This is a genomic window from Stenotrophomonas humi, assembly GCF_001431415.1.
GTDB classification, from domain to species: Bacteria; Pseudomonadota; Gammaproteobacteria; order Xanthomonadales; family Xanthomonadaceae; genus Stenotrophomonas; species Stenotrophomonas humi.
The window spans coordinates 1-24,963 of sequence record NZ_LDJI01000008.1; the positions used below are offsets into that span (position 1 = coordinate 1).

19 protein-coding genes and 3 tRNA genes are annotated in these 24,963 nt (G+C 65.3%); 11 read left to right on the forward strand and 11 right to left on the reverse strand.

Annotated elements, in window-relative coordinates; translation table 11 throughout:
• The 3 genes from ABB26_RS03825 to rnt form a co-directional block, all read left to right on the forward strand.
• On the forward strand, positions 1-853 hold an 853-nt coding region (locus ABB26_RS03825; RefSeq protein WP_057632268.1), incomplete at its 5' end, for an HvfB family MNIO-type RiPP peptide maturase.
• Positions 846-1,589 (forward strand): HvfC family RiPP maturation protein, encoded by a 744-nt coding sequence (locus tag ABB26_RS03830; protein WP_057632269.1) that lies wholly within the window; start codon positions 846-848, stop codon positions 1,587-1,589. The genes ABB26_RS03825 and ABB26_RS03830, both read left to right, overlap by 8 nt.
• A gap of 141 nt (positions 1,590-1,730) precedes the next feature.
• A complete protein-coding gene (gene rnt / locus ABB26_RS03835) occupies positions 1,731-2,375 on the forward strand; it encodes a ribonuclease T (RefSeq protein WP_057632270.1) in 645 nt (214 codons plus the stop codon).
• Positions 2,376-2,378: 3 nt separating this feature from the next.
• Here rnt and ABB26_RS03840 read toward each other — a convergent pair whose 3' ends face one another.
• Genes ABB26_RS03840 through ABB26_RS03850 form a run of 3 tightly spaced genes read right to left on the reverse strand, consistent with a single transcriptional unit; the run spans position 2,379 to position 5,415 of the window.
• Positions 2,379-3,239 carry a GGDEF domain-containing protein gene (locus ABB26_RS03840; RefSeq protein ID WP_083490678.1) on the reverse strand — a complete coding sequence of 287 codons (861 nt, stop codon included), beginning with the start codon at positions 3,237-3,239 and terminating at the stop codon, positions 2,379-2,381.
• Between the two features lie 53 nt (positions 3,240-3,292).
• A complete protein-coding gene (locus ABB26_RS03845; protein ID WP_057632272.1) occupies positions 3,293-4,708 on the reverse strand; it encodes an ATP-binding protein in 1,416 nt (471 codons plus the stop codon).
• The gene (locus tag ABB26_RS03850; protein WP_152982544.1) at positions 4,705-5,415 is read right to left on the reverse strand and encodes a response regulator; all 711 of its coding nucleotides are present in this window, start codon (positions 5,413-5,415) and stop codon (positions 4,705-4,707) included. The genes ABB26_RS03845 and ABB26_RS03850 overlap by 4 nt, the downstream gene beginning before the upstream one ends.
• Before the next feature lie 219 nt (positions 5,416-5,634).
• Here ABB26_RS03850 and ABB26_RS03855 point away from each other — a divergent pair, with 219 nt between their 5' ends.
• The 3 genes from ABB26_RS03855 to ABB26_RS03865 are packed head-to-tail and all read left to right on the forward strand — an operon-like array spanning position 5,635 to position 10,372.
• Positions 5,635-6,984 carry an efflux RND transporter periplasmic adaptor subunit gene (locus ABB26_RS03855; RefSeq protein WP_057632345.1) on the forward strand — a complete coding sequence of 450 codons (1,350 nt, stop codon included), beginning with the start codon at positions 5,635-5,637 and terminating at the stop codon, positions 6,982-6,984.
• Entirely contained in the window at positions 6,981-8,933 is a 1,953-nt protein-coding gene (locus ABB26_RS03860) for a MacB family efflux pump subunit (protein ID WP_057632274.1), read from the forward strand. Before ABB26_RS03855 ends, ABB26_RS03860 begins: the two co-directional genes overlap by 4 nt.
• Positions 8,934-8,941: 8 nt before the next feature.
• A complete protein-coding gene (locus tag ABB26_RS03865; RefSeq protein WP_245626128.1) occupies positions 8,942-10,372 on the forward strand; it encodes an efflux transporter outer membrane subunit in 1,431 nt (476 codons plus the stop codon).
• Between the two features lie 209 nt (positions 10,373-10,581).
• On the opposite strand, the gene ABB26_RS03870 is transcribed toward ABB26_RS03865, so the two are convergent.
• The 3 genes from ABB26_RS03870 to rnr form a co-directional block, all read right to left on the reverse strand.
• On the reverse strand, positions 10,582-11,769 hold the full coding sequence (locus tag ABB26_RS03870; RefSeq protein ID WP_057632276.1) for a DmpA family aminopeptidase: 1,188 nt from the start codon (positions 11,767-11,769) through the stop codon (positions 10,582-10,584).
• Positions 11,770-11,779: 10 nt separating this feature from the next.
• Positions 11,780-12,523, reverse strand: coding sequence for a 23S rRNA (guanosine(2251)-2'-O)-methyltransferase RlmB (rlmB, locus tag ABB26_RS03875; protein WP_057632277.1), 744 nt, complete (start codon positions 12,521-12,523; stop codon positions 11,780-11,782).
• A 120-nt stretch (positions 12,524-12,643) separates the two neighbouring features.
• Entirely contained in the window at positions 12,644-15,100 is a 2,457-nt protein-coding gene (gene rnr / locus ABB26_RS03880) for a ribonuclease R (protein ID WP_057632278.1), read from the reverse strand.
• Positions 15,101-15,215: 115 nt separating this feature from the next.
• Between rnr and ABB26_RS03885 the strand changes: the two genes are divergently transcribed.
• The 3 genes from ABB26_RS03885 (at position 15,216) to ABB26_RS03895 (ending at position 16,096) form a co-directional block, all read left to right on the forward strand.
• Positions 15,216-15,302: transfer RNA gene (locus ABB26_RS03885), tRNA-Leu, on the forward strand.
• Positions 15,303-15,509: 207 nt separating this feature from the next.
• A tRNA-Leu gene (locus tag ABB26_RS03890) sits at positions 15,510-15,596 on the forward strand.
• A gap of 413 nt (positions 15,597-16,009) precedes the next feature.
• A tRNA-Leu gene (locus ABB26_RS03895) sits at positions 16,010-16,096 on the forward strand.
• A gap of 184 nt (positions 16,097-16,280) precedes the next feature.
• On the opposite strand, the gene ABB26_RS03900 is transcribed toward ABB26_RS03895, so the two are convergent.
• From ABB26_RS03900 to ABB26_RS03915, 4 genes are read right to left on the reverse strand one after another with little or no spacing between them, the layout of a single operon-like run.
• Entirely contained in the window at positions 16,281-17,843 is a 1,563-nt protein-coding gene (locus ABB26_RS03900) for a DHA2 family efflux MFS transporter permease subunit (RefSeq protein WP_057632279.1), read from the reverse strand.
• 7 nt (positions 17,844-17,850) lie between these two features.
• Positions 17,851-19,032, reverse strand: a complete 1,182-nt coding sequence (locus ABB26_RS03905) for an HlyD/EmrA/EmrK family protein (RefSeq protein ID WP_057632280.1) — start codon at positions 19,030-19,032, stop codon at positions 17,851-17,853.
• A gap of 8 nt (positions 19,033-19,040) precedes the next feature.
• Positions 19,041-20,519 carry an efflux transporter outer membrane subunit gene (locus ABB26_RS03910; RefSeq protein WP_057632281.1) on the reverse strand — a complete coding sequence of 493 codons (1,479 nt, stop codon included), beginning with the start codon at positions 20,517-20,519 and terminating at the stop codon, positions 19,041-19,043.
• Positions 20,516-20,959 carry a MarR family winged helix-turn-helix transcriptional regulator gene (locus ABB26_RS03915; protein ID WP_057632282.1) on the reverse strand — a complete coding sequence of 148 codons (444 nt, stop codon included), beginning with the start codon at positions 20,957-20,959 and terminating at the stop codon, positions 20,516-20,518. Before ABB26_RS03915 ends, ABB26_RS03910 begins: the two co-directional genes overlap by 4 nt.
• Before the next feature lie 211 nt (positions 20,960-21,170).
• Between ABB26_RS03915 and parC the strand changes: the two genes are divergently transcribed.
• Together parC and ABB26_RS03925 are read left to right on the forward strand one after the other, a co-directional pair.
• Complete coding sequence (gene parC / locus ABB26_RS03920) at positions 21,171-23,414, forward strand: DNA topoisomerase IV subunit A (protein ID WP_057632283.1); 2,244 nt, start codon at positions 21,171-21,173, stop codon at positions 23,412-23,414.
• A gap of 188 nt (positions 23,415-23,602) precedes the next feature.
• Positions 23,603-24,259, forward strand: coding sequence for a thiopurine S-methyltransferase (locus tag ABB26_RS03925; protein WP_057632284.1), 657 nt, complete (start codon positions 23,603-23,605; stop codon positions 24,257-24,259).
• A gap of 72 nt (positions 24,260-24,331) precedes the next feature.
• Here the strand turns inward: ABB26_RS03925 and bfr are convergent, their stop codons facing one another.
• The gene (gene bfr / locus ABB26_RS03930; protein WP_057632285.1) at positions 24,332-24,820 is read right to left on the reverse strand and encodes a bacterioferritin; all 489 of its coding nucleotides are present in this window, start codon (positions 24,818-24,820) and stop codon (positions 24,332-24,334) included.
• Between the last annotated feature and the right edge of the window lie 143 nt (positions 24,821-24,963).

Consider the following 24,963-nt stretch of genomic DNA (forward strand, 5'->3'; position numbering starts at 1 on the left):
GCGGCGCAGACCGAGGCCTGCGCTTGCCGTTGCAGGCCTCGGTCTGCGCCGCTCGCTGCTGGACGCACTGCAGTCCGCACCCGACGGCGCATTCGATTTCCTCGAATGCGCCCCGGACAACTGGCTCGGCGTCGGCGGCAGACTGGGCGAAGCCCTGAGCGAACTGTCTCATCGGCATCCCCTCACCTGCCACGGCCTGTCCCTCTCGCTGGGTGGCCCCACGCCGCTGGACGTGGACTTCCTGCAGCGCACGCGCCACTTCCTCGACCAGCACAGGGTCGCGCTGTACAGCGAACACCTGAGCTGGTGCAGCGACGACGGTCATCTGTACGAACTGCTGCCGTTGCCGTTCACCGAAGAAACCGTGCATTACGTGGCCGCGCGCATCCGCCAGACGCAGGACATCCTCGGCCGCCGCATCGCAGTGGAAAACGCCTCCTACTACGCCGTACCCGCCGCTGACATGGACGAGGCCAGCTTCATCAACGCGATACTGGACGAAGCCGATTGCGACCTGCTGCTGGACGTCAACAACGTCTACGTCAACGCCATCAACCACCGCTATGACGCGCATGATTTCCTGGCAAAGCTGCCATCGGCGCGCATTGCCAGTTACCACATCGCTGGCCATCACGATGAAACCGATGACCTGAAGATCGACACGCACGGCATGCCGGTCAAGGGCGACGTGTGGTCGCTGTTGTCTGCTGCCCACGCACTACACGGCGTGCGCCCCACTCTGCTGGAGCGCGACTTCAACTTCCCGCCGCTGGCCGAATTGCTGGAAGAAGTAGCGCATATCCGGCAACTGCAGCAATCGATCGACCTGCCTCTGGTCGCCGCACATGACTGAAACCCTGCAGCAACTACAGACGCGCTTTGCCGCACACCTGCGCGACCCTCAGCACAACGCCGCTCCCGGGTATATCCCGGACGCACGGATGCAGGTCTACCGCGAGCTTTACTTCAACAACATCCAGAGTCTGTTGGCCGCCAACTTCCCGGTGATCAAACGCACGCTGGGGCCGGCACGCTGGTTGGAGCGGGTGCGCACCTTCTGCCGCGATCACCGCGCGCATACGCCGTTGTTCACCGAGATCGGCCAGGAGTTCATCCACTTCCTCGACGCCGCACCAATCGATACCGATTCTCCCTGGTTGCTGGAACTGGCCCACTACGAGTGGATCGAGCTTGCCCTGCAGATCAGCGACGCGCCGTTGCCGGCGTACGACCCGGGCGGTGATCTGCTGGATGGCGTACCCGTGTGCTCGCCATGGATTCGCGCCCTGGCCTATCAGTGGCCGGTGCACCGCATCGGCCCGGAATATCAACCGACCCAAGTGCCTGCGCAACCGACGCTGCTGCTGGCCCGGCGGCAGGCCGACGGCAGCATCACCTTCTCCGAACTGTCACCGTTGCTGTACCGGCTGCTGGAACGGCTGGAGCACGAACCCGAGCTCGGCGGACGCCAGCAGCTGCAGGCGCTGGCGGCCGAAGCCGGGATTGCGGCTGATGCAGGTTTCATCGCCAACGGGGTTGCGATGCTGGAGCAGTTGAGGGCGCGGGGGTGTTTGCTGGGAACCCGCTAACGCCTTCCGGCGTACGGGGCGCTGGAGGCTGCCGGTTTGCCATCGTTTCGCGGCCCGTTGAAAGGGCCGCAGGGTGAGAGGGGCCGCCGCCCAACATCGCGGGCAAGGTCGCTCCTACAACCGCTCTGCTACCCTATTGCGATGAACGAACACGTTGAATCACCTGCCCCGCGCCCCGCTTTCACGCCCATGGCGCAACGCTTTCGCGGCTTTTTGCCGGTGGTGGTGGACGTGGAAACCGGTGGCTTTGACTGCAACCGCCACGCGCTGCTGGAGATCGCCGCCGTGCCGGTGGAGATGGACGAGAACGGCCTGCTCTACCCCGGCCAGACCGCCAGTGCGCATGTCATCCCGGCCGAAGGCACCGAAATCGACCCCAAGTCGCTGGAAGTCACCGGCATCGTGCTGGACCATCCGTTCCGCCTGGCCAAGCCCGAGCGCGAAGCGCTGGAACACGTGTTCGCGCCTGTGCGTGCAGCGATGAAGAAGTACAACTGCCAGCGCGCCATCCTGGTGGGCCACAACGCGCATTTCGACCTGAATTTCGTCAATGCCACGGTGAACCGCAGCGGCCACAAGCGCAATCCGTTCCATCCCTTCAGCGTGTTCGATACCGTTACGCTGGCGGGCGTGGCTTACGGCCAGACCGTGCTCGCGCGGGCGGTGCAGGCGGCCGGCTTCCCCTGGGATGCCAGCGAGGCACACAGCGCGGTGTATGACACCGAGCAGACCGCGCGCCTGTTCTGCAAGATCGTCAACGCCTGGCCGTCCTCACCGCGGACGTGACGCTCACGCCACGCAGGTGCGGGCCTGCCCTGCCTGCTGGGCCTGCGCCAGTGCGCGCTTGGCACGCTGGTACAGCACTGGCGCCTGGTCGTCGCCCAACTGCACCGCACCCGCGCTGAAAGTGACCGCGATGTCACCTTCACTGCGGCCGCCCCATTCCCGGTACTGGCCGAACAGACGCTGCAGCCGCTGACAGACCCGCTCGGCCTCGGCCAGTGCGGTGCTGGTCAACAACACTGCGAATTCCCTGTTGCCCAGGCGCGCGGCCATGTCCGATGCACGCAGGCTGCGCCGCAACAGCTCGGCCACTTCGCACAACACCAGATCACCTACCGCCTGCGACCAGGTGTCGTTGATCTGCTCCAGGTGGTCGATGCTCATCACCACCAGGCTCAGCTGCCGCCCCTCCCGCCGTGCCGATGCCATCTCGCGCAGCAACGCATCATCGAACGCACGCCGGTTGGGCAGGCCGCTGAGATCGTCTTCGTGCGCCAGCTGCGCGAACACGTCGGCCTGTTCGCGCAAACGCTGTTCCAGTTCGGCCTTTTCCTGCTCGACCAGTTGCAGCTGCAGGGTGCTGTGCACGGCCTGCTGTACCTGCCGTTGCAAGGTGCGCAACCGAACACGCTGGCGCTGCAACCGGTAGCCGCATACCGCCAAGGCAATCAGCAGTACTCCACATACCGCACCGAATACGCCGGGGGTACGCGCCACCGCAGGAATCGCGGTGGTGGGCGCCATTGTCTGGGCCACTGCCGGCACGGCAACCAGGCTGCACACGGCGAACACCCACGCCTTCGTCAAAGCCAGCCCATCAGCCACAGCCAAGCTGGTTGGCGATACCGGAATCGCAGTCGTTGCCATCGTTCAGACCCCCCTGAAGTGGGCCGATACTAGCAAAGGTTTTCCCGCGTGTTTCAGGCAACCCGATCGCGCTGTCCGGGCGCCCATTGCGGACTCTCCCAGCGCACCACCGCTTCCAGTCCGCCGTCGGGGTGATTGCGCAGCACCAGCGTGGCACCGTCCTTCTCCGCCAGCGCGCGGGCGATGGTCAGGCCCAGTCCGGCGCCGCCGGTTTCGCGTGAACGTGAGGTCTCCAGCCGCAGGAACGGCGTGAACACCGCCTCGAGCTCGTCGGGCGCCAGGCCGGGGCCGCCATCGCGGATACGTACCTCGACGGCATCGCCATGACGCTCGGCCCTTACCCGTGCGCTGCGGCCGTACTTCACGGCATTGTCGACCAGGTTGGAGAACAGGCGACGCATGGCCAAAGGCCGCAGCATCACCACCGCGCCGCTGCCGTGTTCCAGCACCGCGTCATGGCCGGACTCCACCGCATCCTCGACCACGCTCTCCAGCAGTGAATCCAGATCCAGTGCGGCCCGTTGCTCGGCGCTCTCGGCACTGCGGGCCAGCTCCAGGCCTTCGCGGATCAACGCCTGCATCGCCGCCAGGTCACCCACCAGACGTTCGCGCAGCGACTCGTCGGCGACGTTTTCCAGGCGCAACCGCAGCCGTGTGAGCGGCGTCTGCAGATCGTGGGTAATAGCCGCAAGCATCTGCGTGCGTTCACCCAGGTGCCGTTGCAGGCGCTGCTGCATGGCATTGAAGGCCTGCGCGGCCCGTTGCACTTCCAGCGGACCCGTGACCGGTAACGGCTCGCGCTGCAGGTCCTGCCCCAGCTGGGTGGCATGGGTGGCCAAGCGCTGCAGCGGCGAGCTGGCGATACGTGCAACCACATAGGCCAGCACGCCGATCGCCAGCACCAGCAGCGACAGGAACCACGGGTCGAACGCCGAGGCCGTCCGCCGCATCATCGCCGGGTATTCCAGCGCCAGTCGCAACGGCGTGCCGTCGCTCAGGTTCAACTCCACCAGCCGGCAACGCGGCGGGGTGAAAGAGGGATCGCGCTCGCGCACATGGCGTGTGCGCGGGCCCGGCTCGCGTGGCGGCAGGAACTCCGGCAACGGCGGCAGGCAGGCACGGAAGCTGCTCGCGCGTACCCGTGCATTGGCCACCGCGCCGTCGCGCGCGGCCAGCACCTCCATCAAGGCCTCGTCGTTGTCGCCGACGCGGAACTCACCTTTGACCTCACGCACACTCGGTCCGCCCACGGCCAGCAGGCGCGTGCGCAGTTCCGGATTGCCGTCGATCAGGTTGACGAACCCCTGCAGCCGATCGGCGATACGCGCCAGGTTCTGACGCTCGAATTCCTGCTGCCGGCGCGATTCGGCAAGCAAGGTTGCGCCCACCGCCGCCACCATCATGCCGAGCAGCAGAATGACGAACAGCCGCCCCGCCATCGACGACAGGAACCGGCGCAGCCGCTTCATTCCAGCGTCACCGCACTGGCGAATACGTAGCCCTCGTTGCGCACGGTCCTGATCGGGCTGTTGCTGCTGTCCGCATCGCTGAGCTTCTGGCGCAGCCGGCTGACCTGCAGGTCGATCGCGCGATCCTGCGCCTCGTAGCTGCGGCCGCTGCTCAACGCCACCAGCTGTTCACGCGACAGCACCTTGTTGGCGTGCGCCACGAACACCCGCAGCAGCCGGAACTCGGCACCGGAAAGCATCACCACGCGTCCGGCCGGGTCGACCAGATGACGATGTTCCAGATCGAACACCCAGTTGGAGAACGCCGCACGACGCATCGCCAGCGGCTCCAGGTTGGCCGGCAACGCTTCGGTCCGGCGCAGCACGTTGCGGATGCGCGCCAGCAGCTCGCGCGGTTCGAACGGCTTGGCCAGGTAATCGTCGGCGCCCATTTCCAGACCAAGCACGCGGTCAATGGGCTCGCTGCGCGCGGTGAGCATGATCACCGGCGTACTGGAACGCGCGCGGATATCGCGGCACAGCGACAACCCGTCCTCGCGTGGCAGGTTGAGGTCGAGCACGATCAGATCGATATGCTCGCGCGCCAGTACCTGCCGCATCTGGCTGCCGTCAGCGGCGGTGCTCACGATGTAGCCGGCCCGGCCCAGCTGTTCGGCCAGCAGGCTGCGGATGTCGCTGTCGTCGTCTACCACCAGCAGGCGGTGCATGGTCTTTGCTTCCGTCATGGTGCAATGATCCATGCTAGCGGATGAACATGTGTGATCGCGCATGTATCACCGTGTATCGAACCACGGGCAGGACACATGGCGATACACGCCGCCGCAGGCCTGACACAAAGCGACACACCTCGAGCATTGAGCCGCCCTCCACGGCTGTCCACACTGGCATCGACGCCGCGGCCCGCGGCCCGCCATGAGTGCCTGACCATCGTGAAGCTGCTGCCCTCCTCCCGTCGCAATCGCCTCCTGCTTGCCATCGCCATCGTCGTGCTGATCGCCGGAGGTACGGCCTGGGCCATGCGGACACCGGCGGTGCCTTCGATGGCCACCTCACCGGTCACGCGTGGTGATCTGGAACAGACCGTCGATGCCACCGGGGTGATCGATGCCTACAAACTGGTCAGCGTGGGTGCGCAGGCATCGGGCCAGATCAAGGTGCTCAAGGTGCAGCTGGGCGACGTGGTCAAGCAGGGCGACCTGATTGCCGAGATCGATTCGGTCACCCAGGAGAACGGCCTCAAGAACGCACAGGCCGCGCTGGAGAACATCCGTGCCCAGCGTGCGGTGCAGACCGCCACGCTGAAGGAGTCGGAACTGGCCTTCGTCCGCCAGAAGGAGATGCTGGCCGCCGAAGCCACCTCGCGCTCGGAGTACGAATCGGCCGAAGCCAATCTGGCCAGCACCCGCGCGCAGATCCGCGCCCTGGATGCACAGATCCGCCAGCGTGAGACCGAACTGGGGACTGCCCAGGCCAACCTTGGCTACACCCGCATCACCGCACCCATCGACGGCACCGTGGTGGCGGTGGTGGCCGAGGAAGGCCGCACCGTGAACGCCAATCAATCCGCGCCGACCATCGTCAAGCTGGCGCGGCTGGATCTGGTCACGGTGAATGCTGAAATCTCCGAGGCCGACGTGGTCAAGGTCAAGCCGGGGATGCCGGTGTACTTCACCATCCTCGGCAATCCCGATCACCGCTACGAAGCCAAACTGCGCACGGTGAATCCGGCACCGGCCTCGATCAGCACCGACACCACCAGCTCCAGCAGCTCCTCTTCGTCCAGTTCCAGCACGGCGGTGTACTACAACGCGCTGTTCGATGTCGAAAACCCGGACGGTACGCTGCGCATCGACATGACCGCCCAGGTTTCAGTGATGCTGGCCCAGGCCAGGAATGCGCTGCTGATTCCGACCGTCGCGCTCGGGCCCAAGGTGCCTGAAGGCGGCGCCCCCCGCGCAGGCGCAGGCAATGCCGGTGGCGAACCGCGTGCTGCGCGCAGCAGGCAGGACGGGCAGCGCCAGCAGCGCCGTCAACCCGATGCCGCGGCACTGGCCGCCAGCAGCAGCTACATGGTGCGCGTGGTCGGCAAGGACGGGCAGCCCGAGCCGCGGCGCATCAAGATTGGCCTGAACAACGGCTCCAACGTGGAAGTGCTGGAAGGTCTGAGCGAAGGCGAGCAGGTGGTGGTCGGCGAAGCAAGCGCGGCCGACAAGGCCAATGCACGCGGCAACCAGCGCAGTCCGATGGCACCGATGATGGGTGGGCCGCGTCGATGAGCCAACCGCTGCTGCAACTGCGCGAACTACGTCGCGAGTTCCCGGCCGGCGAAGAAACCATCGCCGTGCTGAAGGACGTCAATCTCGACATCCATGCGGGCGAAATGGTGGCCATCGTCGGACAGTCCGGCTCGGGCAAGTCAACCCTGATGAACATCCTTGGCTGCCTGGACCGCCCCACCATTGGTTCCTACCAAGTGGCCGGCCGCGAAACCGGGCGCATGGCGCCGGACGACCTGGCCGAGCTGCGCCGCGAACATTTCGGTTTCATCTTCCAGCGCTACCATCTGCTCGGTGATCTGGATGCGCGTGGCAACGTGGAAGTGCCGGCCATCTATGCCGGCACACCGTCCGACGCGCGCCGCAGCCGCGCCGAAGCACTGCTGGCGCGGTTGGGCCTGTCCGACCGCATGGGCCACAAGCCCGGCCAGTTGTCCGGTGGCCAGCAGCAGCGCGTGTCGATCGCACGTGCGCTGATGAACGGTGGCGAGGTGATCCTCGCTGACGAGCCCACCGGCGCACTGGACAGTGCTTCCGGTGAGGAGGTGATGAAGATCCTCGGCGAGCTGCATGGCGAAGGCCATACCATCATCATCGTTACCCACGACATGCACGTGGCCGAACACGCGCAACGCATCATCGAAATTCACGATGGCGAGATCATCGCCGATCGCCGCAATGACAAAGTGCCGCCGCTGACCAAGCAGCAGCGCCCTGCTCCCCCGAAGATCGGCGGCAGCGCATTCCAGGCAGCGCGCGACCGCTTTTTCGAAGCCTTCCGCATGGCGTTGCTGGCAATGAACGCCCATCGCCTGCGCACCTTCCTGACCATGCTCGGCATCATCATCGGCATTGCCTCGGTGGTGTCGGTGGTGGCCATGGGCAACGGCTCGCAGCAGGAGATCCTGAAGAATATTTCCTCACTCGGCACCAACACCATCGACGTGTATCCGGGTCGCGGTTTTGGTGACATGCGCTCGGGCCGCGTGCAGACGCTCAAGGGCAGCGATGCCGACGCGCTTGCCACGCAAAGCTATATCGACAGCGCCACGCCCAGCGTGTCCAGCTCGGTCACCGCACGCGTGGGCAACAAGGCGGCATCCGCGCAGGTCAGCGGCATCGGTGAGCAGTACTTCCGGGTCAAGGGCATGACGCTGGTATCGGGCCGCTACTTCGACGAAAGCGAGGTCAGGGGTCTGGCACAGGTGGTGGTGATCGACGAGAACACCCGCAGCCAGCTGTTCGGCAGCGATGACCCGCTCGGCCAGGTGGTGTTGCTGGGCAACGTGCCGGCGCGGGTCATCGGCGTCGCCAAGCGCCAGTCGATGGGCTTTGGCGGCAGCACCAACCTCAGCGTCTGGGCGCCGTATACCACGGTGATGTCGCGCATGCTCGGGCAGAGCTACATCAACGGCATCACCGTTCGGGTCAGGGACGACACGCCCATGGACGCGGCGCAATCGGCCATCACCAAACTGTTGACGCTGCGTCACGGCACCGAGGATTTCTTCCTCAGCAACACCGCGGAAATCCGCGAGACCATCGAGTCCACCACCAAGACCATGACCTTGCTGATCGGCGCGATCGCCGCGATCGCTCTGGTGGTCGGCGGCATCGGCGTGATGAACATCATGCTGGTGTCGGTGACCGAACGTACCCGCGAGATCGGCGTGCGCATGGCCGTGGGGGCGCGGCAAAGCGACATCCGCCAGCAGTTCCTGATCGAAGCGGTGCTTGTGTGCCTGCTCGGCGGCATCCTCGGCATCGTGCTGGCGTTGTCCATCGGCTGGGCGTTCAAGACCTTCGGCGCCAGTTTCACCCTGCTGTTCTCCACCGGCTCGATTGTCGCCGCCTTCGCCTGCTCGACCTTGATCGGCGTGGCGTTCGGTTTCCTGCCGGCCCGCAATGCCGCCCAGCTCGACCCCGTGGAGGCGTTGGCCCGCGAATGAAGAAGACCATGATCCAACAGACCTGTCGCCCCCTGCTGCTCGCCAGTGCATTGACTGCGTTGTTGGCCGGTTGCGCCACCACGCCCAGCGCCGACCCCGCCGCGGATCTGCGGGTTGCCACGCAGTATGGCCGCGGCGACGCGACCGCCAATGCCCCTGCACAATCCGTCGAGCGCGAACTCACCGCACCACCGGCGGAAGTACGTGCCGATGCGTGGTGGCAGGGCTTCGCCGATCCGCGCCTGGATCAACTGATCGAACGCGTGCTCGACAGCAATACCGACATGGCCTCAGCCGGACTGAAACTGGAGCGTGCACGCGTGCAGGCCGGTCTGGCCGGTGCGGATCTTTGGCCACAGGCCGCAGGCTCGGTAAGCGCCAATGGCAGCCGCAGCATCGACACCGGCGATGACTGGTCACGGGGCAACAGTGCCAGCGTGTCCCTTGGCTGGGAACTGGATCTGTGGGGCAAGCTGCGGGGGCAGCGCGACATCGCCCGCTGGGAAGCGCAGGCCACCGCGCAGGATCTGCAGGGCACCGTGCTCAGTCTGATCGGCCAGAGCTGCGAGCTGTACTGGCAGCTGGGCTACCTCAACCAGGCCATCGCCACCGGCCAGGCCAACCTGGAGCGTCTCGAACGCACCGCCTCGCTGGTGCAGACCCAGTTCGATGCCGGCGCGGTATCGCGACTGGAAGTACGTCAGGCACGGCAGAACATCGAAAGCCAACGCGCCGCGCAGGCGCAGCTGGAGCAGCAGCGGGTGGAAACCCGCAACGCGTTGACCGTGCTGCTTGATGGCAAGCCGTGGCCACAGGCGGATGAGCCGCAGAATCTCGATGTCACCCACAGCCCCGGCATCGCCGAAGGCCTGCCCGCCGAGCTGCTGGCCCGCCGGCCGGACCTACGCGCCGCCGAGCTGCGCCTGCGCCAGTCACTGGCAGGCATCAAGGTCACCGCCACCAGCTATTACCCGAGCCTGAGCTTGAGCAGCTCGATCGGCAGCTCCAGTCCCTCGCTGGCTGATGTGTTGACCAATCCGATGGCGACGCTGGGTGCCGGGTTGAGCCTGCCGTTCCTTAAATTCCGGCAGATGCAGCTGGACATCGATTCGGCCGATCTGTCCTACCAGATCGCCGCCAATGATTTCCGCAGGACGCTGTACACCGCGCTGTCGGAAGTGGACAACGCCTTGTCGGCACGTACGCGATTGGCCGAGCAGGTTGCCGCGGCACAGGCCTCGCATGACGAAGCAGTGCAGATCGCGCGTCTATATGAGGTGCGCTATCGCGCCGGCGCCACCGATCTGCGTACCTGGCTGGAAGCCGAGCAGACCCGCCGCAACGCGGAGTTGTCACTGGCGCAGGTCAAGCGCAGCCAGCTGGTCAACGATGTGACCCTGTACAAGGCGTTGGGTGGCGGGGCGCAACAAACACAGTGATGCTGATTGAAGCCCCTCTCCCGTATACGGGGAGAGGGGTTGGAGTATGGGCCGCTCTTGAAGCAAGCAGAGCAGAAGCCCCGTCATCCGCCCATCGGGCACCTTCTCCCGCGTGCGGGAGAAGGGAGGAATCAGGCATTGCTTGAGTCTGCTGGAATTCCGCTGTAATTCATCCCAACCTGCGTCTTCATCCCAGCCTGCTTGCAGGCCTACTGCTTCGGCGCGAGCCCATGCGCCCTCAACACCTCGCGCACCCGATCCAACGGAATCGCCTCCACCGTCTGGCCGTTGCCGCTGGTCGTGGTCGCCATGAACAAGGCGTTGTAAACCGATTCTTCCACCGCATCCACGCTGGCCTGGAACACCGCGCTCATCGCTTCGTTGGCCAGCTCGGTGGTCTGCAGCTGCGGCGCATCGAAGGCACGACGCACCGACTCGGCGGTGGAGAACGCCAGCACATAGTCACCGCTGCCGTTGGACGCGGAACTGCCGGTGCGGCCCAGCCCCATCATTCCGCGCGAAGCCAGCCGGCGTAGATTGCGATCCGACAGTGGTGCATCCGTGGCGATGACAATGATCACCGAACCATCGCCGCGGTCATCGGCAAGCCCGCGCGTGTTTTCCTGCGCAGCCACCGCGTTCTGGAAGGCGTAACGATCCAGCTCGCGGCCGACCGGCGCACCTTCCACCTGCAACACACCGCCGAAGTTGGCCTGCACCAGCACGCCCACCGTCCAGCCACCGAGGCTTTCGGGCAGCTTGCGCGATGAGCTGCCGATACCGCCCTTCCAGCCGAATGCGACCGTACCGGTGCCGGCGCCCACGCTGCCTTCCTGCACCGGCCCGCTCTGCGCGGTTTCCAGCGCGCGGCGTACGGCATCGGCCGTCACGGGTCGGGAGCGAATGTCATTGAGCCCGCCATCGTTGGTCTCGCCAACGACGACATTCAACGAGCGCACCTGCTGCATGTCCGGCTTGGCCAGCATCCACTCGGCCATCGCATCGGCCGCCTTCCACACGCACAGCGTGCAGGTCAGCAGGATCGGCGTTTCCAGCTCGCCCAGTTCATTGACCTGGGTACTGCCGACGAATTTGCCGAAGCCGTTGCCCACGTGCAGCGCTGCCGGTACACGCGAGCGATAGACGTTCCCTGCATGCGGCAGGATCGCGGTGACGCCGGTACGCACCGTATCGCCTTCGACCAGGGTTACCTGGCCCACACGCACACCGGCGACGTCGGTAATGGCGTTGTATTTGCCCGGGGCGAAGATGCCCGGTGCAACGCCCAGATCACGGGCGCGGGCGCGGGGTGCTTCCTGTGCGGAAGCCACCAGGGCGCACAGCCCCAGCAGCGCCGCTGTCAGTCGAAGGGAAAGACGATGCGGCGCGTGGAGCATGCAGATTCCTTTACAGACGTTGGCGGACGGCTTCGAACAGGGCCACGCCGGTGGCGACGGAGACGTTGAGGCTTTCGATATCACCCGGCATCGGGATACGCACCAGCTGGTCGCAGGTTTCGCGGGTCAGGCGGCGCATGCCATCGGCTTCACCGCCCATCACCAGCGCCACGTTGCCGCGCAGGTCGAGCTTGTGGATGGTCGTATCCGATTCACCGGCCAGGCCATAAACCCACACCCCCAGCTTCTGCATGTCCTTGATGCAACGGACCAGGTTGGTCACCGACACCACCGGAATGCTGTCGGCCGCACCGGCGCTGACCTTGCGCACGGTCGCGTTGACCGGCGCACTCTTGTCCTTGGGGATCACCACGGCGGTAACGCCGGCGGCGGCGGCACTGCGCAGGCAGGCGCCCAGATTGTGCGGATCCTGCACCTCGTCCAGCACCAGCACCAGCGCCTTGCCCTCGGCGGCTTCGATCAGGCCCTGCAGTTCGTTCTCGTCCCACAGCTTGGGCGCGGCATAACGCGCGACCACGCCCTGGTGGCGCACCTGGCCGGCCACGCCGCCCAACGCCTGCGCGTTGACCTTGCGCACGTCGATGCCCTTGCGCAGGGCTTCTTCTTCAATTTCGACCAGGCGCGGGTTCTTGGCACCGGCCTCGATCAACACTTCGCGAACGTTCTCCGGGTCCTTCTCGATCGAAGAAGCCACGGCATTGACGCCGACGATCCACTGGTTCTGCTTGCTCATTGGCGTCACATGGGGGGGAAATTCGGGGGGCAATGGTACTACCGGGGAACCGGCGAGGCGTAACCGGGAACCCGTGGGCAGCCTTGCTGCCACAGGTTCCCGCCGCCCGGCCGCGGGCCTTCAGTACTTCTTCTTGACGCGCTTGGCCGGCTTGCCGCGCTCGGGCAACGGCGCCACATCACCGGCCTCGCCGTCCTTCTGGACCAGCCGGAAGTCGATCTTGCGTTCTTCCATGCTGGCCTTGAGCACTAGCACGCGCACCCGGTCGCCCAGACGGAATTCGCTGCCGCGGCGGTCACCGCTGAGCGTCTTGCGGATCGGGTCGAACTGGTAATAGTCGTGCGGCAGCTGGGTGACGTGGACCAGGCCATTGACCTTGGACTCGTCCAGCTCCACGAACAGCCCGAAACTGGTCACGCCGCTGATCACGCCATCGAACTGGCCGCCAACGTGCTTTTCCATCCACGCTGCGCGGAAACGCTCGTCAACTTCGCGCTCGGCCTCATCGGCACGGCGCTCACGCTCGGAGCATTGCAGCGACAACGCCGCCATCTCGCGGGGGGTATAGGTGTACTTCTCGCGTGGCGCGCCGGTCAACGCGTATTTGATCGCGCGATGCACCAGCAGGTCCGGATAACGGCGGATCGGCGAGGTGAAGTGCGCATACGCCTCCAACGCCAGACCAAAGTGGCCGTTGTTGTCCGGCGAATACACCGCCAGCGACTGGCTGCGCAGCAGCACCGATTCCAGCAGCGCCGAATCCGGGCGCTCGCGCACCTTCTTCAGCAGCTTGGTGTAATCGCCCGGCTGCACCTTGTTCCACGCCGGCAGGCTCAACTTGAACTCCTTGAGGAATTCCAGCAGGTCGGCGAACTTGGACTCCGGTGGCCGCTCATGCACGCGGAACGGTGCCGGAACATGCGTGGACAGCAGGTAACGCGCGGCCTCGACGTTGGCGGCGATCATGCATTCTTCGATCAGCTTGTGCGCGTCGTTGCGCACCATCATGCCGGCCTGGGTGACCTCACCGCGGTTGTCGAGCACGAAGCGCACTTCGGAGGATTCAAACTCGATCGCGCCGCGACGTTCGCGCGCCTTGGCCAGGATGCGGTACAGCTGGTGCAGGCTCTGGATCTGCGGCAACAGCGGGCCGATGAAGGCCTTGGCATCCGCGTCATCCTCGCCCACCGCATCCCACACCTGCGTGTAGGTCAGGCGCGCGTGCGAGTTCATCACCGCTTCGTAGAACTTCGAACCGGTCACCTGGCCGTCGCGCCCCACCTGCATGTCGCAGACGAAGCACATGCGGTCTTCCTTCGGCCGCAGCGAACAGATGCCGTTGGACAGCGTCTCCGGCAGCATCGGCACGACGAAACCGGGGAAGTACACCGAGGTCGCGCGGCGCTGTGCTTCGTCATCCAGCGGCGTGCCGGGACGCACATAGTTGGACACGTCGGCGATGGCCACCACCAGACGGAAGCCATCGTGATTCGCCTCGCAGTACACCGCGTCGTCGAAGTCCTTGGCGTCCTCGCCATCGATGGTCACCAGCGGCATCGAACGCAGGTCCACGCGCTTGCCGATCATCGACGGCTCCACCGTCATCGGGATGGCGGTGGCCTCGTCCAGCACTTCCGGCGGGAATTCATACGGCAGCTCGTGGCCGTGGATGGCGGTCTCCACCACCAGTGACGGGGTCAGCTTGTCGCCGAGCACGGCGATGATCTTGCCAATCGGCGGGCGTCGCGAATCCGGCGCATGGGTCAGCTCGCACACCACCAGCTGGCCATCCTTCGCACCGCCGGTGGCTTCACCGGGAATCTGGATGTTGCGCTGGATGCGCTTGTCATCGGGCACCACATAATTGATGCCGAATTCCACGCTGAAGTGACCGATCAGGCGGTTGACGCCGCGTTCCAGCACGCGCGCGATGCTGCCTTCACGGCGGCCTCGGCGGTCGATGCCGGTGACATTGGCCAGCGCGCGGTCGCCGTGCATGACCTTGCGCATTTCGTACGGCGACAGGAACAGATCGTCACCGCCCTCGTCCGGGCGCAGGAAGCCGAAGCCTTCCGGGTTGGCGATCACCACGCCGGGGATCAGGCTCAGTGCCAGCACCGGGGCGAAGCCGCCACGGCGGTTCTGTACCAACTGGCCGTCGCGCACCATCGCGCCCAGGCGCTTGGACAGCGCGTCGGCACGATCAGGTTCGGTCAGGCCAAGCTGGCGGCCGATTTCCTCGGCGTTCTGCGGGCCTTCGCAGCGTTCCAGCAGCTGCAGGATGGCTTCGCGGCTGGCAATCGGCTGCGCGTAGCGTTCCGCTTCGCGGGAGGCATAGGGGTCGTCGACCGTTACCGCCGGGCTTGGCTTGCGCCGGCCACGCACGAAGCTCTGCGGTGCAGCGGAGGCGGTGTCTTTGGGTTTGCCACGCCCGGGCTTGGCGGGAGCCGACAGGCTCTCCGGCATCCACGGCGGCAGTTTTGCGGATTTGCGGGCTTTGCCCGGGGCCTTGTCCGGCTTGGCGCCGGCGGCGGACTTGCGGGCCTTTCCGGCCCCAGTGGTCTTTTTGTTGTTCATCGACCCCCATGGTACCTGCTGAACCGTGTACGCAGTGCGCATGCCATCAAGCCGGGGCAATGTGAAAAAACGTTGACAAAGCCAAGCGCGCTGGCCAAAATCGCCGGCCTGAAGTGCCCAGGTGGCGGAATTGGTAGACGCACTAGCTTCAGGTGCTAGCGGGGGCAACTCCGTGGAGGTTCGAGTCCTCTCCTGGGCACCACTTCAAGATCAGACCCGCGCAAGCGGGTCTTTTCGTTTCTGCCGTCGACGCAGGCCTGACGCCGAGGCCCCGATGAGCGCCCTGTGCGGCGGCTGCACCCGAGGCCGGGGTTTGCTCCCCGTCTGCGACCCCAAAGTCCATCTGTAACGCCTCCCACGAAAGTGTTGACGCAATGAATATCGACCTGCATAATTCCGCTCCTGAGTCGCCCAGGTGGCGGAATTGGTAGACGCACTAGCTTCAGGTGCTAGCGGGGGCAACTCCGTGGAGGTTCGAGTCCTCTCCTGGGCACCATGACTCAAGAACGAAGAAACCCGCGAAAGCGGGTTTTTTCATGCCTGCGTTTCGGGCAACCCAAATCCGGCAATCCAGATGCAGTGCCTGTCCATGCCAGACAGAAGCACTACCCACATCGCTTCAAGAAGCATGGCGCCGCTCGACGGAAGCCTCCTTTTGAATTCGACCGCCATGAGTGCCACACATCCGCATCGACACCTTCGCGCAGCCGCGCATCAGGGTCGGCGACCGCGATTGCGGTCTGCAGATCGCCATCCCTCGCGTTGATGCGCCCGCTGCATCCGGCTGCAAGAACTCCTCCGCATTGGTCCCCAACGCGTTCGTGCTACGCGCGGGCGGCAATCACGCATTCGGGCGTGAAAACCTGTTGACACATTCGGCGTTCTCACACAGAATTCGCCCCCTGAGTCGCCCAGGTGGCGGAATTGGTAGACGCACTAGCTTCAGGTGCTAGCGGGGGCAACTCCGTGGAGGTTCGAGTCCTCTCCTGGGCACCATGACTCAAGAACAAAAGAACCCGCGGAAGCGGGTTTTTTTGTGCCTGCGATCCGGTCCTGCCGGCGTGATGCATGCATTCCCGTAGTGCCCAGCCACGACTCGACTGGGCACCATTCGGATCACTGCAGCGGAGCATGGCTCCGCTTCACCGTTGCATCGAAGACGCGATGGGGCCTGTGGAAATCAATGCCCACCAGCAGCCGCGGCCCCACCGCCGGCACCGAACGGCGGCTTGGCCATCCAGACAAACACGATGATTGCCAGGAACACCCAGCCAAGCAGCAGGAAGATGTCGTTGAAGCCCATCTGCGAGGCCTGGTGCACGATCATGTTGTCCAACACGGCCGCGCCGTGCTGCAGATCGCCCTGCCCCATCGCCGTGACCTGTGCCTGCATGCCCGGGTCATAGAGCGAGATGTGTTCGGTCAGGCCTGCGTGATGCTGCTGGGTCCGCCGTGCCCACAACCAGGTAGTCAGCGATGCGGCAAAACTGCCGCCCAGCGTGCGCAGGAAAGTCGCCAGACCGGAGCCGGCCGCCACTTCGCGTCCATCCAGGTCCGACAACAGAATCTGCAGCACCGGCATGAAGAACAGCGCCAGGCCCATGCCCATCAGCAGCTGCACACCGGCCACATGCGCGAAGTCCACCTGCAGGTTGAAGCCCGACCGCATGAAGCTGGTCATCGACAGCACGAAGAAGGCGATGGTGGCCAGCAGCCGCATGTCCACCTTGTGCCCGAACTTGCCCAGCAGCGGCGCCAACAGGATCGGCAGGAATCCCAACGGGGCCGTCGCAAGGCCCGCCCAGATCGCGGTGTAACCCATGTCGCGCTGCAGCCATTGCGGAATCATCAGCGCCACCGAGAAGAACGCGGCATAACCCACGATCATCGCCAGCGTGCCGGCACGGAAGTTGCGATGACGCAGCAGGCGCAGATCGACGATGGGGTCCTTGTCGGTCAGTTCCCAGATCAGGAACACCGCCAGCGCCACGGCCGCGACGCAGGCCAGCACCACGATCTTGGTCGAGGCGAACCAGTCTTCCTCATTGCCCAGGTCCAGCAGCAACTGCAGGCAGCCGACACCGATCACCAGGGTGACCAGGCCGACGTAATCCATCTTCGGCTTCTCGACCTGCTCCACCCGGTGCCGCAACTGGCCACCGACGATCACCGCGGCAATCACGCCCAACGGCACGTTGATCAGGAAGATCCATTCCCAGCTGTAGTTGTCGGTGATCCAACCACCGAGGATGGGCCCGGCGATCGGCGCGACCACCGTGATCATCGCCAGCAACGCCAGCGCCTGCCCGCGTTTTTCGCGCGGGTAGATCGACACCAGCAGCGACTGGGTGATCGGGTACATCGGGCCGGCGACGAAACCCTGCAGCGCGCGCGACACCACCAGCATGCCCATGCTCTGCGCGATGCCGCACAGCAGCGAGGCGATGGAGAAGGCAATGGTCGCCCAGATGAACAGCTTGACCTCGCCGAAGCGGCGGCTGAGCCAGCCGGTCAGCGGCAGCGCGATGGCGGTACTGACCGCGAACGAGGTGATGACCCACGTGGCCTGCTGCGAACTTGCGCCGAGGTTGCCGGCGATGGTGGGCAGCGACACGTTGGCGATGGTGGTGTCGAGCACCTGCATGAACGAGGCCAGCGCCAGGCCGGCCGTGCACAGGGCTACATTGGCCGGCCCAGCACCAACCGCAGGAGCGGCAGGCGCGGTGGGAGCTTGAGCGGACATGGTGACCTCAGCTGGCGCGTGCCGACGACGGCAGGTTGCCCTGGATGATGGTGTGGATCAGCGCGTCGGCATCCTGCAGCTGCTTGGCATAGACCCCCGTGCCGTACACCGTGCCCTTGGCCGCATCGACCGGCAGCACCGTGCCCTTCTGGTCATGCAGGTTCACGTCAGCCTTCATCGACAGACCAATGCGCAGTGGATGCTCGGCCAGCTGTTTCGCATCGATGGCGATGCGCACCGGCACGCGCTGCACGATCTTGATCCAGTTGCCGCTGGCGTTCTGCGCCGGCAGCAGCGAGAACGCCGAGCCGGTGCCCAGGCCGAGGCTGGTGATCTGACCCTTGTAAGTCACGTCGCCGCCGTACAGATCCGAGCGCAGCTCCACCTGCTGACCCAGGCGCATGTGACGCAGCTGGGTTTCCTTGAAGTTGGCTTCCACCCACATCTGCTCGGTCGGCACCACCGCCATCAGGGCCGCACCCGGCTGCACACGCTGGCCCAACTGCACCGAGCGGCGCGCGACATAGCCGGTCACCGGCGCGACGATGCCCGCGCGCGCATGGTTCAAGTACGCCTGGCGCAGCTGCGCGGCAGCGGCCTGTACGTCCGGCTGGGTCGCGATGATGGTGTCATCGACCAGCGCGCGGCTGCGTTCCATCGTCTCGCGCGAGCCGGCCACTGCCGCTTCGGCGGCGGCCAGTTCGTCACGCGCGTGGGCCAGCTCTTCGCTGGAGATCGCGCCGGTAACGGCGAGATCCTTGCGTCGCGCGAAGTCATCACGAGCGCGCTTGAGGGCGATCTGGCGTGCACTCAGTTCGGCCTGCGCGCCTTCGACGCTGCGATACAGGCCGCGCACCTGGCGCACGGTGCCGGCCAGATTGGCCTGCGCCTGCTGCATCGCCACTTCGGTATCGGCCGGATCCAGCTGCACCAGCAACTGGCCCTGCTCGACCTTCATGCCGTCGTCTGCCGCGATGGCGACCACGGTGCCGGCGATCAACGGCGTGATCTGCACCTGGTTGCCGGCCACATAGGCGTCATCGGTCTCTTCGGCCCAACGTCCAAGCAGGTAATACCAGGCGACGAACGCGGCAAGCAGGATCACAACGATCAACAACAAGCCACGCAGCAATTTGCCACGACGGCTGGGAGCGGCAGTTGCCGCTTCGGGGGAGGAAGTCTGGCTCATGGGGGTTCTCAGGAATTCTTGTTATCGGATTCAACGGCGACCGGCAGCGCGTTGTCGGCAGGCTGGAAGCCTCCCCCCAGTGCCGCACTCAAGCGCACACTGGACAGCAACCGCTGCGACTGCAGGTTGCTCAGGCGTTGTTGGGCCTGCAGCAGCACATCCTGGGTGCTGAGCACGTCCAGGTAGTTGCCGATGCCGGCACGGTAGCGTTGCGACGCCAGTTCGTAGGCGGCCTGCGCGATGTCCATCGCCTGCTGCTGCGTTTCCACCTGCGTGGCGAGCGAACGCACGGCGTTGACCTGATCAGCCACCTCGCGCAATGCATCGACCACGGCGTGGTTGTAACTGGCCACTGCCAGATCGTAATCGGCATCACGCCCGGCCAGGCCGGCGCGCAGGCGGCCCCCGTCGAAGATCGGCAGACTCAAAGCAGGCGCCAGGATGCCGAAGGTGGAGCCGCTTTCGAGCAGGCTGCCAATGTCCTTGGACACCACGCCGCCCAATGCGGTCAGGTTGAGGCTGGGATAGAAGCGCGCCTTGGCCGCGTCGATCTGGCGCCCGGCCGCTTCCACGCGCCAGCGCGCTGCGACGATGTCGGGGCGACGCCCCAGCAACGCGCTGGGCAGCACGCCGGGCAATTGCAGCGCCAGCGGATTCAACGTCTGCGGCGGGGTGATCTGCAGGCCGCGATCCGGCCCCTGCCCGACCAGCGCGGCCAGCGCGTTGCGCGCGGCATCGATCTGCTGCTGCGCCGCCAGTTGCTGCTGCTTCGCCAGCGGCAGACGCGCTTCGGCCTGGCGCACCTGCAGCGCACTGTCGATGCCGGCACCGCGACGCTGGCGGGTCAACGACAGGGTCTTGTCGGCGCGGGCCAGTTCGTCATCAGCCACCTGCCGCAGTTCGCAGGCGTGGGCCAGTTCCAGATAGGCCTGGACGATACCCGCGGACAAATCCAGGCGCGCGGCCTGCGCATCCACCGTGGCGGCATGATTGCTGTCCACGGCCGCTTCCCAGGTGGCGCGCTTGCCACCCCACAGGTCCACGCCGTAACTGAAGTTCAGCACCGCCTGCACGCTGCCGGCGTAATGGCCGCCAGCCTCGTCGCCGAGCATGGATTCTGGCAGCCGCATGCCGGTGTAGCCCGGCGACACCGACAGGCTCGGCAGCCGCTCGGCGTGGGCACCGGCGACCTGCGCCTGCGCCTGCCGCAGACGTGCGTCGGCGATGTCCAGCGATGGACTGTTGCGCAGCCCTTCATCGACCAGGGCATCGAGCTGGGCATCCCCCAGCGCGCGCCACCAGTCGGCAGCAGGGAATCCGGAGGCACTGAGCCCGCTGCCTGCCAATACCTGGCCGGCCTGCAGGCTGTCCGCATCCAGCAGGCGCCCTTGTGGTTGCAGCCCACGGCTGCTGGCGCAGGCGACAAGCGCCAACGCCAAAGCACCCACCAACAGCGGGCGGGACAAACGTATGGGGGAAGTTTTCATGGGGGAGAGAGTGAGTCGCGTACGCGGGTGAGCAGGGAGAACAACTGATCGCGCTCGGCGCGGTCCAGGTCATGCATGGCCAGATCGATCACCTGGTCACCTCGCGACTTGAGCCGCAGCCACAGCGCGCGGCCTTCGTCGGTCAATACGATCTGCAGGGCGCGACGGTCCTGGACATGCGGCTGACGACGCACACAGCCCAGCTCTTCCAGCCGGTCCAGCAGGCGGGTCACGGCGCTGGGCACCTGGTCGATGGCATTGCCAAGCTCCGCCGCCGTGCAGGGTGCCTTGCACGACAGGGCCTTGAGGCCGAGGTAATGGGTGAAGCCGATCCCGAGGTCTTCCTCGCGCATGGCCTGGTCCAATTGCCGGACAAGGCCATCGCGGACCTGCCGGAGCAACAGGCCGAAGCTCAGTGGCATGGGGAGGGGATCATTCATGGGGCGGCATATTATTTCCAACTGGAAATATTCTCAATGGAATATTTCCAACAAGAACTGAATTCAGTGTTACACATTTGTAGGGAATCCTTCCCCGCCCCCCTCCACAGGCCGCACCCGGCTTGGCATCCCCGCCGCCATCCGGATAATCGGCAGGCTGGAAGCCGGCAGCCACGCCGCGGCTTCACGTTTACAGGTAGCACCCTTCGTAATGACCGATCTCGCACGCCCAGCCTTCCACGGCTTCGAACAGCAGCCGCTGCGCGAGTACGCTGAACGCGCCTATCTCGACTACTCCATGTACGTGGTGCTGGACCGCGCCCTGCCGTTCCTCGGCGACGGGCTCAAGCCGGTGCAGCGCCGCATCATCTACTCGATGAGCGAGCTGGGGCTCAGCGCCTCGGCCAAGCCCAAGAAATCCGCACGCACCGTCGGTGACGTGATCGGTAAGTACCACCCGCACGGTGACAGCGCGTGCTACGAGGCGCTGGTGCTGATGGCCCAGCCGTTCTCCTACCGCTATCCGCTGATCGAGGGCCAGGGCAACTTCGGCTCCAGCGACGACCCCAAGTCGTTCGCGGCCATGCGTTACACCGAGTCCAAGCTGACCCCGATCGCCGAAGTGCTGCTGGGCGAGCTGGGCCAGGGCACCGTGGACTGGACCCCCAACTTCGACGGCACGATGGAAGAACCCAGCTGGCTGCCGGCACGCCTGCCGCACCTGCTGCTCAACGGCACCACCGGCATCGCCGTGGGCATGGCCACCGACGTCCCGCCGCACAACCTCAATGAGATCGTCAGCGCGCTGCTGCGCCTGATCGATGACCCCGACGCCACCATCGCCGAACTGTGCGAGCACGTGAAGGGCCCGGACTACCCGACCACCGCCGAGATCATCACCCCGGCGGCGGACCTGCGGAACATCTACGAGACCGGCTACGGCAGCGTCCGCGCACGCGCCACCTTCATCAAGGAAGGCAGCAACATCGTGATCACCGCGCTGCCGCACCAGGTATCGCCGTCCAAGGTGATCGAGCAGATCGCCGCGCAGATGCGCGCCAAGAAGCTGCCGTGGCTGGAGGACATCCGCGACGAATCCGACCACGCCAATCCGGTGCGCGTGGTGCTGATGCCGCGCTCCAACCGCGTCGACGCCGACCAGCTGATGGGCCACCTGTTCGCCATCACCGACCTGGAGCGCAGCTTCCGCGTCAACCTCAACGTCATCGGCCTGGACGGGCGCCCGCAGGTCAAGAACCTGAAGATGCTGCTCAGCGAATGGCTGCGCTTCCGCCAGGACACCGTCACCCGCCGCCTCAACCACCGCCTGCAGAAGGTCGAGCGTCGCCTGCACCTGTTGGAAGGCCTGCTGGTCGCATTCCTCAACCTGGATGAAGTGATCCACATCATCCGCACCGAGGACGATCCCAAGAGTGCGCTGATCGCACGCTTCGAGCTGAGTGAAGACCAGGCCGAGTACATCCTCGAGACCAAGCTGAAGCAGCTGGCGCGCCTGGAGGAGATGAAGATCCGCGGCGAGCAGGACGAGCTGGCCAAGGAGCGCGACAAGATCCTGTCCATCCTGCAGAGCAGCGCCAAGCTGAAGAAGCTGGTCCGGGACGAGCTGCAGGCCGACGCCAAGAAATTCGGTGACGAACGTCGCTCGCCGCTGGTACAGCGTGACGCCGCCCAGGCCATCGACGAGACCGAACTGGTCGCCAGCGAGCCGATGACCGTGGTGTTGTCGGAGAAGGGCTGGGTGCGCGCGGCCAAGGGCCACGACGTGGACGGCGCCACCCTCTCCTACCGCGACGGCGACAGCATGCTTGCCGTCACCCGCACGCGCAGCACGCAGCAGGTCGCCTTCCTCGACAGCGAAGGCCGCGCCTATTCCACGCCGGTGCATACCCTGCCCTCGGCGCGCGGCAACGGTGAACCGCTCACCGGTCGCTTCTCACCGGCACCGGGGACGTCGTTCGTCACCATCGCCAGCGGCGACAACAACACCCGCTTCGTGCTGGCGTCCTCGCACGGCTACGGCTTCGTTACCCGCTTCGAGAACCTGGTGGGCCGCAACAAGGCCGGCAAGGCCATGTTGAACCTTTCCACCGGTTCAGCGGTGCTGTCGCCGGCCACCGTTGCCAATCTCGAAACCGACCGCATCGTTGCCGTCACCAGTGCCGGCAACATGCTCGCCATCCCGGCCAGCGACCTGCCCGAGCTGGACAAGGGCAAGGGCAACAAGATCATCGAGATCCCCAAGGCCAAGCTCTCCACCGAGCGTGTGGTCGCGGTGGTCGCGGTAAGCCCGGGCAATACCCTGCTGGTCCGTAGCGGCCAACGCACGATGAACCTGTCGTTCAAGGATCTGGAAACGTATCTGGGAACCAGGGCGACGCGCGGGCATCTGTTGCCGCGGGGTTGGCAGAAGGTTGAAGGTCTTGAAGTCCAGTAATTCACTTCACTGGCGCGCGGCGGCGCGTTCGACAATACGGTTGTCGAATGCCTGTGTGGCGCGGCAGAAGGTTGAAGGCCTTGAAGTCCAGTAAGCAATGAAGAAAAGGCCGGGTGCATACCCGGCCTTTTCCTATCCAGATGGTTGCATCCCCAAACGATTGCCGTGCCCAACGAAGGAGAAACACCATGCATCCCGAATTCTGGCTGCAACGCTGGCAGGACGGCCAGATCGGCTTCCACCGCAGCGACGTGATGCCGCTGCTGCAGAAGCACTGGCCCACCCTTGAGCTGCCTGCCGGCAGCCGTGTGCTCGTCCCGCTATGCGGCAAAACCCTGGACATGCATTGGCTGGCCGCACAGGGCCATCGCGTGCTGGGCGTGGAGCTTTCGCAACTGGCGGTGGAGCAGTTCTTCAACGAGGCCGGCCTGACTCCGCAACGTCACCGCAGCGCGTATGGCGAGCATTACAGCGCCGGGCCGATCGAGATCATCTGCGGCGATGCCTTCGCGCTGGACGCCGAACTGCTGGGCGATATTGCCGGCGTCTACGACCGTGCCGCATTGATCGCATTGCCGCCGCAACTGCGCCGGCACTACCGCGACACGCTGTACGCGCGCCTGCCGCAGGGCTGCAAGGGCGTGCTGATCACCATGGAATATCCGCAGGACGAAAAACAGGGTCCACCGTTCTCGGTCGAGCAGCCCGAAGTCGAGGCACTGTTCGCCGCGCCGTGGCAGGTCGAGCTGCTCGAGCGACGCGATATCCTTGACCAGCAGCCGGATTTCCGCGCGCAGGGTGTCACCGAACTGTCCACTGCCGTGTATCGCCTGCTGCAAGGCTGAGTTCCGCCTTCGCTTTGGGGAACGACGTCCCCTTGAACAAGAAAGGGCGGCCTGCGCCGCCCTTTCGGTCAATCAATGTGCCGCCGTGCCCTTGGCGTCCATCTTGCTGAGCTGGTACAGCTCCAGGCCGATGCGCTTGATCAGGCTCAACTGCTGCTCCAACCACCACGCGTGATCTTCCTCGGTGTCACGCAGCTGCGCGATCAGGATGTCGCGGCTGATGTAATCGCCCTGCGCTTCGCACAGCTTCACGCCAGCGGCCAGGTTGGCTCGCACCTGGTATTCAACCTGCAGATCCTTCTCCAGCATTTCCATCACCGTCACGCCCGGCTCGAAACCGTGCGGACGCATGTCCGGATTGCCGCCCAGGAACAGGATGCGACGCAGCAGCGCGTCGGCGTGCTCGGTCTCCTCTTCCATTTCGTGGCCAATACGCTCGTACAGCGCATGCAGGCCCTGGTCTTCGTAACGGCGGGAATGGATGAAGTACTGGTCACGCGCAGCCAGTTCGCCGCGCAGCAGCTCTTTCAGGCATTCAATGACTTCGGGTTTGCCCTGCATGGGGGTGCTCCTGATGGTTCGAATGGGCATAGGGTGCCCCATCCGGCGCGGCAATGATCTAATCGGAATCACTTTCAGTTGCGATACCAGAACCATCGCCGGAAACCCGGCACCGTCCCCTGCCCGACGGCCACTGTCGGCAC